At 73.2% G+C, this 9880-nt stretch carries 6 protein-coding genes; 2 read left to right on the top strand and 4 right to left on the bottom strand.

Annotation, left to right across the window (positions count from 1 at the left end):
* Positions 1–70: 70 nt before the first annotated feature.
* From ACFV6E_RS32500 to ACFV6E_RS32515, 4 genes are all read right to left on the bottom strand, one after another.
* Positions 71–2047 (bottom strand): ATP-dependent DNA helicase, encoded by a 1977-nt coding sequence (locus ACFV6E_RS32500; protein WP_385159638.1) that lies wholly within the window; start codon positions 2045–2047, stop codon positions 71–73.
* Between the two features lie 207 nt (positions 2048–2254).
* Positions 2255–3052: a GNAT family N-acetyltransferase gene (locus ACFV6E_RS32505; RefSeq protein ID WP_385159636.1), complete on the bottom strand. Its 798-nt coding sequence runs from the start codon at positions 3050–3052 to the stop codon at positions 2255–2257.
* Positions 3053–3105: 53 nt separating this feature from the next.
* Positions 3106–5079 carry an IucA/IucC family protein gene (locus tag ACFV6E_RS32510; RefSeq protein ID WP_385466514.1) on the bottom strand — a complete coding sequence of 658 codons (1974 nt, stop codon included), beginning with the start codon at positions 5077–5079 and terminating at the stop codon, positions 3106–3108.
* Between the two features lie 102 nt (positions 5080–5181).
* On the bottom strand, positions 5182–6711 hold the full coding sequence (locus tag ACFV6E_RS32515; RefSeq protein WP_385466517.1) for an aminotransferase class III-fold pyridoxal phosphate-dependent enzyme: 1530 nt from the start codon (positions 6709–6711) through the stop codon (positions 5182–5184).
* Between the two features lie 366 nt (positions 6712–7077).
* Between ACFV6E_RS32515 and ACFV6E_RS32520 the strand changes: the two genes are divergently transcribed.
* Both ACFV6E_RS32520 and ACFV6E_RS32525 read left to right on the top strand, forming a co-directional pair.
* On the top strand, positions 7078–8304 hold the full coding sequence (locus tag ACFV6E_RS32520; RefSeq protein WP_385466519.1) for a trypsin-like serine peptidase: 1227 nt from the start codon (positions 7078–7080) through the stop codon (positions 8302–8304).
* 257 nt (positions 8305–8561) lie between these two features.
* Positions 8562–9743: a trypsin-like serine peptidase gene (locus ACFV6E_RS32525; RefSeq protein ID WP_385466522.1), complete on the top strand. Its 1182-nt coding sequence runs from the start codon at positions 8562–8564 to the stop codon at positions 9741–9743.
* Positions 9744–9880 lie beyond the last annotated feature (137 nt).

The raw sequence follows: 9880 nt of genomic DNA on the forward strand, positions 1-9880 counted from the left end.
CCTGTGCTGTCCGTGCTCGTCCCTGCCGACAAAACCCGCGACAGGGACGGAGCCCGCGACGGGGGGACGGCTACGCGTCCTCCGTCTTGCGTGCCGCCTCGTCGATCGCGGCCAGCGACCGGCGCACCTGGTTGCGGTCCGTCGTGTACCAGAAGTCGGGCAGGGACGCCTTGAGGTAGCTTCCGTAGCGCGCCGTCGCCAGCCGCTGGTCCAGCACGGCGACCACACCCCGGTCCCCCGAAGCCCGTACGAGGCGGCCGGCGCCCTGGGCCATCAGCAGGGCCGCGTGGGTGGCGGCGACGGCCATGAAGCCGTTGCCCCCCGCGTCCTCCACCGCCTTCTGGCGGGCGCTCATCAGCGGGTCGTCCGGTCGCGGGAAGGGGATCTTGTCCATCACGACGAGCTGGCAGCTCGGGCCCGGGACGTCGACGCCCTGCCAGAGGGAGAGCGTGCCGAACAGACAGGTCTTCGGGTCGGCCGCGAAGTTCTTGATCAGCTCGCCGAGCGTCTCCTCGCCCTGGAGCAGGATCGGGTACTCGGGGATACGTGAGCGCAGTTCCTCGGCCGCGAGCTGGGCGGCGCGCATCGAGGAGAAGAGGCCGAGGGTCCGGCCGCCGGCCGCCTGGATCAGCTCGGTGAGCTCGTCCAGCATGTCCGCGCGGTCGCCGTCGCGCGCCGGACGCGACAGATGCCGGGCGACGTAGAGGATCCCCTGCTTCGGGTAATCGAAGGGCGAGCCGACGTCGACGCCCTTCCACTGCGGCAGGTCCTCCCCCTCCGTGCCCTCGGGGGCGAGGCCCAGGGAGGCCCCGACGCCGTTGAAATCGCCGCCCAGCTTCAGCGTCGCCGAGGTGAGCACGACGGAACGGTCCGCGAACAGCTTCTCCCTGAGCAGACCCGACACGGACATGGGCGCCACCCGCAGCGAGGCGCCGAACCGGTCGTGCCGCTCGTACCAGACGACGTCCCACTCGGAGCCGTTGGTGATCCGCTCCGCCACGTCGTGCACCGACTCGACCGACGCGAGCGCCTGCTTGCGCACCACGTCCTCGTCCTGGACGGACTTGTCGCGCGTCGCCCCGATCGCCGAGATGACCGTACGGGCGGCGTCGCGCAGCGCCATCAGCGCGTACCCCAGGTCCTCCGGGATCTCTTCGAGGCGGCCGGGCAGGGCCAGCTCCATCAGCCGCTCGAAGCCCTCGGCGGCGGTCTGGAGCTGGTCGGCGGCCTTCTCGTTGACGAGCTTCGCCGCGCGGCGGACCGCTCGGTTGACCTGGCCCGGGGTGAGCTCGCCGGTCGCGACACCGGTGACCCGCGAGACCAGTTCGTGCGCCTCGTCCACGATCAGGACCTCGTGCTGCGGCAGGACCGGCGCGCCCTCGATGGCGTCGATCGCGAGCAGCGCGTGGTTGGTGACGACGACGTCCGCGAGCTTGGCGCGCTCCCGGGCCGACTCGGCGAAGCACTCGGCGCCGTACGCGCACTTCGAGGCGCCCAGGCACTCACGGGACGACACGGAGATCTGCGCCCAGGCCCGGTCGGACACGCCGGGGGTCAGGCCGTCGCGGTCCCCGGTCTCCGTCTCGTCCGCCCAGTCGCGCAGGCGCAGCAGGTCCTGGCCGAGCTTGCTGGTGGGGGCGGCGGCCTCGAACTGGTCGAAGAGCCCCTCCTCCTCGTCCTGCGGCATGCCCTCGTGCAGGCGGTGCAGGCACAGGTAGTTCGACCGGCCCTTGAGCATCGCGAACTGGGGGCGGCGGCGGAGCTGTGGATGCAGGGCGTCGACGGTCCGCGGCAGATCCCGCTCGACGAGCTGCCGCTGCAACGCGAGGGTGGCCGTCGCCACGACCACCCGCTCCCCGTGCGCGAGCGCGGGCACCAGGTAGCCCAGCGACTTACCGGTGCCGGTGCCGGCCTGGACCAGCAGATGGGAGCCGTCGTCGATCGCCTCCGCGACGGCTTCGGCCATGGTCACCTGGCCGGGGCGCTCCGTGCCGCCGACGGCGGTGACGGCAGCATGCAGGAGTTCGGGGAGTGAGGGCTTCGTCATAGCGCGACCACCCTACGGTGCGGGACTGACAAGCGGGCCCGCGCGGCGGCGGACGCGGTGGACATGACGGGAGCCATGGGCGCGGTGGGCGCGATCAAGACGGCTGCTCGGGGCCGGACGCCCTGGGCGTGGAAAGCAAGGGCTCCCCGGAGCCCGGAAGCGGCGGCGGCAGCAGCAGCAGCGGCAGCGGCAGCGGCAGCGGCAGCGCTACAGCACATCGCGCAGGCTCCGGTCCCTGACCATGAGCGCGGCTCGTTTGCCGGGCACGTCGACCTCGGCGGCGAACCGGAAGCCGGCGCTCAGGAAGGCGGCGACGGACGGGGTGTTGCGCAGATCCGGTTCCGCGACGACGCGTGCGCACGCGGGCCGTCTGTCGAGCACGAGGTCGGCGACGGCCCTGAGCAGCATGGTGCCGATCCCCCGCCCGCGGTCGGCGACACCGCCGACGAGGAGGTGGACGCCGGTGTCGTGCGGGCGGGCGGGGTAGTGGCGGGCCAGCGCGTCGAGGTCGGCGCGGTAGACCTCCCAGTAGCTCATCGGGACGCCGTCCAGCACGCCCAGGCAGGGCACGCTGCGGCCGTCCCCGGTGAGCTGGGCGCACAGGTGGCCCGCGGTCACCGACTCGGGTCCTGCCAGCTCCCAGAAGGCGGCGACGGCGGGGTCGTTCATCCACCGGGTGAGCAGCGGAAGGTCGCGCCGCGGTCGTACCCGGACGAGCTGGAAGGTGCCCGCGGGGGTGTCCACGGGCCCCCAGTCGCCCACGCGGTCGAGCAGGTCGTCGAGCAGGTCGTCGGCCCCCGGCGGGGAGAGGTCCGCCTCCCTGGCACCCGCCTCCCCGGTATCCGCCTCCCCCGCGCGCGGGACGTCGCCCCCGCCCACGTCCTCCGTGCGTTCCCCGGTGTCCTCCGCGAAGAGCGCGCGGAAGTCGTCGGGCAGGCGCAGATCCAGTGTGTCCTGCAGGTCGGTGTCGGCGTCAGTGCCGGTACGCGCGTCGGGGGAGGCCACGGCGACGCTCCTCTCAGGAGGCGGACGGTCGGACCCCTCGGCTGTGGAGGGGGTCAGGAACGGAGGGGGTTGGCGACGGTGACGTAGACGGACTGGGTGTCGACCGGGCCGACGAGTTCGTCGAGGCCGTCCAGCCGGGTCAGCATGTTGGCCTTGCAGCGCAGTACGGGTGAGTCGAGCAGCAGGGCCGGCAGGGTGGTGCGCAGCCGGTCCCGGCCAGCGGCCGCGCCGGCCAGGAAGCGGCGGAAGGCGGCGAGCAGCAGGCGTTCGTCGGCGAGGCGCTGGGAGCCGAACGCGCCGATGAGACCGAACACGTTGTTGACGGCGAGGTAGTAGGCGAACCGCTCGTCGGTGACGTCGTCGGCGACGAAGGTGTCGCTGTGTTCGCCGAGGCCGGGCAGCCGGGCGTCCAGCTCCGCGCGGCGGGACGCCCGGAAGTAGTAGCCCTGGTTGTCGCGGTAACGGCCGCCCCGGGGCCAGCCGTCGGAATCCAGCAGGAGCAGGGTGTTCTGCTGGTGCGCCTCCAGGGCGATCCCGGCCTCGCCGTCCAGCCACAGCACGGGGCGCACGACCTGTTCCAGATAGCGCAGGAACCACTCGGCGGCCACGGCGCCCGGGGAGCGGCCGGTGCGGTGGGCCAGACGCGTGACGACCTCGGCGAGGCGGGAGTCCATGGCGGGGCGGCCGGGTGTACGGGGCCGGGGCGAGACGAATCCGGCGACGCAGGAGACGTCGTCCGCCGGGCCGAACGGGTTGTGCCGGATCATCACGTCGAGACCCGGTACGGGGGCGCCGTCCGGGCCGGTGACCGCCAGCCAGGCCGGATCGCGTACGACGTCGAAGCCGGGGTGGTGGGCCTTCCACTGCCGGGACAGTCCCGAGCGCAGCAGGCGGTGGACCTCGACTCCGCGGTGCAGTTCCTTGCGGAGGTTCTCCCGGCGGGAGTTGGTGATGCGCAGGCCCAGCGACAGCTTGAGCATGGCGGGGGCGCCGGAGCGGTAGAGGGTGCGTACCGAGGAGGTGGGGAACCACGGGGAGCCGTGCGGGCCGAGGTCCCGGAGCAGCCCTTGCTCGAACAGGGCGGCGGTCTCCGGGCGGTGCCGGACCTCGTGGGCCTGCCAGGGGTGCGTCGGCAGGGCCGCGTAACCGTCGGGCAGCGGCAGCCCGGGGCCGGCGAGCCGCCCGGTCAGCAGCTCGGCGGTCACCGGCCGGCCGCGCTCGGTCCAGGCCGAGTCGGTCGCGAGCACCGAGGGCGCGACCGCCGTCCAGTGCACGGGGAAGGAGCCGCGCAGCTCGGGCGCGTATCTGCGGGCCTCGGCCTCCGACAGGCCCTCGCGGCTCTTGGGCGTCGGGTGCAGCGGGTGTCCGAGGAGCAGCGCCTGCTCGGCCGCGAGGAAGAGGTCGGGGGTGTCCTCGGGGTGCCTGCGGCGCTCGCGGACGAAGACGGCGACGTGCCGGACCGAGTCGGCGACGCGGGCGAGCAGCTCGGTGCCGTCGCTCGTGCCGGGGCCTACCTCCGGCCCGGTGCCGATGTCGGTGGTGTCCTCGCCGGTGCCGGTCGCGGCGTCCCCGCGCGGGCGGGTCTCCCGGGACAGCAGCGCCGTCAGCGTGACGGCGTCCACGGGAGGTGCCCCCTGGGGCGCGGTCATGAGGTGCGGGCGGCCGAAGCGGTGCCAGCCGGTGGCGGACCAGTGGCGGACCGGCACGGCCAGGGCCGTACCGGTGGCGGGCAGGGAGATGCGGAGGAGGCCGTCGTCGGGGGCGGTGAGGCCGGTCTCGCGCACCCAGCAGCGCAGCAGGTTCTCGACGGCCGCCGCCTGGGCCGCGGTGTACGGGTCGGCGTGTTCCAGGAGGTCGGGGTCGCCCCCGGAACCGTGGCGTCCCGGAGTCTCGGCCCCTCGCAGCGACGCGAGCGGGGTGAGGGGGACGAGCGGGGTCTCCGCCGTCGCTGGCGTCCGGCCGTCACGGGTTCCGGGCCCGTGCGCGTGGGGGTGAGGACGGCCGTCGGATGCGGGGGTGGCGGTCACGCGAGTTCCTTGCAGGTACGGGGAGGGGCCGGAAGGTACGGGGGTGGCCTTGGCGGGGCGGAGAAGAAGTCCTGAGGTACAGGTGAGAGGCCTTGGTGGCTGCTATGCGAGGGCTCTGCGCGGACCGGGCGTCACCGCCGGAGCAGACCGCGGCGACGGCGACGGCGCGGAGCCCGACCCCGGCAACGGCGCGGGGCCGGACGGCGGCGGCTGTCCGGCGACCGCGGTCACCGCGTCGGCCAGCCGGTCCAGTACGGCGTCCAGCTGCTCGTCGGTGATCGTCAGCGGGGGAAGCAGCCGGACCACATTGGCCCCGGGGCCGCCGAGTTCGACGATCAGACCGCGCCGCAGGCACTCCCGCTGGACGGCGGAGGCGAGGCCGGGCGCGGTGGGAAGCGGGCCGGTGTCGGCGGCCTCCGGGTGCACGAGTTCGACGCCGATCAGCAGGCCCCGGCCACGGACGTCCGCGATGCAGGGGACGTCGTCGGCCAGCCGGCGGAGCCGGCCGAGGAGGCGGTCGCCCAGCACGGCGGCCCGCTCGGCGAGCCGGTTCTCGCGGACGTACGCGAGGGTCGCGGTGCCCGCGGCCATGGCGAGCTGGTTCCCGCGGCAGCCGCCGGGGGGTTCGCCGGTCCGGCCGGTGCCGAGGGCTTCGTCGTGGACCAGGACGGACAGCGGGAGGCTGCCGCCGACGGCCTTGGAGAGGATCATCGCGTCGGGCGTGATGCCGCTCGGCTCCACGCCCCAGAAGGTGCCGGTGCGGCCGACACCCGTCTGTTCCTCGTCCACGACGAGGGGGACGGACCGGGCCCGGGTGAGCTCCCGCATCCGGCGCATCCAGGGGTCCGGTGCGGGGATCACACCGCCCTCGTCGTGGACCGGTTCGAGGAGCAGCCCGGCGGGGAGCGCCGCACCGGCCCCGGCGTCGTCCGGGAAGGGCTCCGCCCACCGGGAGACCGGCGCGGCCCCGCGCTCAGCGCCGGTGGGCGCGGCACCGCGCTCTCCGCCGGTCCCGGAGGGGCCGTGCTGGTCCCGCGGGTACGGCGGACGCGCGCCCCGGGAGCCGAACGCACCGGCCGTCGTCCCGTACGCCGCCTCCGCCTCCCGGGAAGCGCCGTCGCGGCAGGCGCCGGTGAAGGTGAGCAACCCGGCGCGGCCGGTCGCCGCGTGCACCAGCCGGGAGGCGGCCCGCACCGCGTCCGCCGCGGCGGGACCGCAGAACTCCACCCGGGCCCGGTCCGCGAGACCCGGCGGCAGCGTGCGCAGCAGCTCGGCGACGAAGGCGTCCCTGACGGGAGTCGCCAGGTCCAGGGCCTGAAGAGGTGCTCCGGAGTCGAGCGTTCTCCTGATCGCCTCCAGGACGACCGGGTGGTTGTGTCCGAGGGCGAGGGTCCCGGCGCCGGAGAGGCAGTCCAGATAGCGCCGTCCGTCGGCGCCCTCGATCGTCAGCCCGCGGGCCCGCACGGGCACGATGGGAAGGGCGCGCGGGTAGGGACGCGAGGCTGATTCGCGCCCCGGCCGGTGCCTCGGTGCCCCGGCGGGCGCCATACGCACTCCGCCGGTACCGCCGTCACGCCGGCCGCTTCCCGGCTCGCGCCCCCTCGGCACCACCGCTGACCCCGTCACGGCCACGACCACAGGTCCTCCCGCTGCCCGAAGGCGACTTTTCGGGCCCCGGAACGCGGATGCCAGGTCCCCCGTACGTACCAACGACCGGGCCCGCGCGGGGAAGCGGGTGAGCCGGAGATCCTTGCCCCGGCCGCGACGCCTGCCTCCGATCGGCCACAACATGGCGCCAAATGGGCAGATCTGCGGATGAATCCCAGGTCAGACGGGCCGTAGCGAAACCGTTGCCGTTCCGTGGGGCGTCACCCATAGCGACCGCATAGTCTGTTGAGCCGTTCGGGGATGCGGAACGATCATCATCGGATCCAGCCACGCATCCACGAGTCACGTCCAGAGCCACGTCCAGGGTTAAGTCCAGGGGGAGTTCAGACCATGCCATCCATACGCCCGCTCTTCGCCGTTCGCCGAGGCAGGGGCGCACGGCGCAGAACGTCCCCCGTGGTCGTCGTCGGCCTGACCGCGGCACTCGCGCTCACCGTCACGGCGTGCAACGGGGACGAGGACACCGCGAACGCCGGGGCGACCGCGTCGGCAAGCCAGAGCGGCGGCGACAAGCTGCAGATCCCGGACAACATCAAGGACAAGCTCAAAGAGCGCGGCTTCGACATCGACAAGTGGAAGAACGGCGCCTGGAAGAACTGGGACCGGGACGACTGGCTGCGCGAGGCCGACGAGTTCATCAACCCCATCATCGCGGGGCTGTGGGACCCGGACCGGATGCGCGAGGCCGACGACCCCGACGAGGACAAGGGCGTCGACGAGAACGACCTCTCCGGTGACCAGGGCGTCACCGACCCGACACCGGCCTCGGTGGCCGCGAAGGGCGTGCAGACGGCCTACCACGACAACGCGCCGGAGGCCGGCAAGCTCCTCTTCGACGCCCCCGAGGGCACGATGGTCTGCTCGGCGACCGTGGTCGAGGACCCGGCCAACCCGGGCAAGTCCAACCTGGTGTGGACGGCCGGCCACTGCGTGCACGCGGGCAAGAGCGGCGGCTGGTACCGCAACATCGCCTTCGTGCCCTCCTACAACGACGCAGGCAAGTCCGCGGCCGAGCTGGAGAACGCCACCAAGGAGGACGTGGCCCCGTACGGCGTCTGGTGGAGCGACTGGGCGCAGACCTCGGACCAGTGGATCGAGCAGGGCGGTGCGACGGGCGGTGACGGAGCGCCGTACGACTTCGCCGTGCTGCATGTGACGCCGGAGAAGGGCAGTGACGGCAAGTCGCTGGAGGAGACGGTCGGTTCGGCGCTGCCGGTGAACTTCGACGCGCCCGCCGTGGGCAAGGTGTCGAGCATCACCGCGACCGGTTACCCGGCGGCGGCGCCGTTCGACGGCCAGAAGCTCTACCAGTGCACGGACAAGCCGGGCCGGCTGTCGGTCGTGGAGTCCGACCCGACGATGTACCGCATCGGCTGCACCATGACCGGTGGTTCGTCCGGCGGCGGCTGGGTCGCGACGGGCTCGGACGGCAAGCGGGCACTGGTCTCCAACACCTCGATCGGTCCGGTCACCACGGGCTGGCTGGCCGGTCCGCACCTGGGCACGGAGGCCAAGGGCGTGTACGACTCGGTCAGTAAGAAGTTCGCCGGACAGTGACGGCCCGGCGGGCGCCGTCCGTCCGCCGGTCGCACGGGAAACGCGGTGGCTGTCACCGGACAACCGGACGACGCACGGCGGACGGGGCGGCCCAAATCTTCACCGCCCCACCGCCGTTCGTCCCCGACCCTCCGGGCATAGTGGGGGTCGCGCGAGCGGCGGCCCCGCCCGGCCGGCCCGCCGGACACCGCGGCCCACCGGCCGCTTAGGCTGTCAAGCACATGACACATTTACGTTCCAACGGGGGTTTCTGCACCATGCGTTCCTCACACCGGAGGCGTCTCCTCACCGCCGCGGCGCTCGTCGCGGCTCTGGGGCTCACCGCCACGGCCTGCAATTCGGGCGACGACGACAAGGCGAGCGGCGACGCCTCGGCCACCGCCTCCCCGGACTCCTCGGGCCAGGACGACGTCCAGGTACCCAGTGACATCGCCGGCAAGCTCAAGGAGCACGGCATCGATGTCGACGACTGGAAGGACGGCGGCTGGAAGAACTGGGACAAGGACAAGTGGCTCAGTGAGGCCAAGGACTTCGTCAACCCGGTGATCAAGGGGCTGTGGAAGCCCGAGCGGATGCAGAACGCCGAGGACCCGGACAAGACGATCTCGGCGAAGGACGCTGCGGCCGACCAGGGCGTCAGCGACCCCGAGCCGGACCCGGTGCAGGCCAAGGCCGAGAAGACGCCGTACCACGAGAACGCGGCCCCGGTCGGCAAGGTGTTCTTCGACTCCCCCGAGGGCACGATGGTCTGCTCCGGGACGGTCGTCACGGACGTGAACCACCCGGGCAAGTCCAACCTCGTGTGGACGGCGGGCCACTGTGTGCACGCCGGAGGCGGCGGCGGCTGGTACCGCAACATCGCCTTCGTGCCGTCCTACAACGACCTGGGCAAGTCCGAGTCGCAGCTGGGCAACGCCACCACGACCGAGGTCGCCCCCTACGGCACGTGGTGGGCGGACTGGGCCTCGACCTCCAACGAGTGGATCGACGGCGGCGACGAGACCGGCGGCGCGGGCGCCCCGTACGACTACGCCGTGCTGCACGTGCAGCCGGAACAGGGCTCGAAATCCCTGGAGGAGACGGTCGGCAACGCGCTCGACATCGACTTCTCCTCGCCGTCCGCGCAGAAGGTCAGCGCGATGGGCGCCTGGGGCTACCCGGCGGCATCGCCGTACAACGGGCTGCAGATGTTCAAGTGCATCGACCAGCCGGGGCGGCTCTCGCTCAGCACGAGCATGCCGACCATGTACCGCATCGGCTGCACCATGACCGGCGGTTCCTCCGGCGGCGGCTGGTTCCGCGTGGTGGACGGCAAGACCAAGCTCGTCTCGAACACGTCGATCGGCCCGACGGACAACACCTGGCTGGCCGGACCCCAGCTCGGCGAGGGCGCCGAGGCGCTCTACGAGAACATGAGCAAGAAGTACGGCGGCCAGTAGGCGCCGCCCCGCCCGCACGCACAGACCGAAGGCCCGCCCCCGGCGCCCGGGGGGGGGGCGGGGGGGGGTGGGGGGGGGGCGGTGTGGGGGCGGGGGGCGCGCCGGGGAGGCGGGCGGGGGGGGGACGGTCCGCGCGC

This window comes from Streptomyces sp. NPDC059785 (assembly GCF_042732375.1).
In the GTDB taxonomy this organism is placed as follows: Bacteria; Actinomycetota; Actinomycetes; order Streptomycetales; family Streptomycetaceae; genus Streptomyces.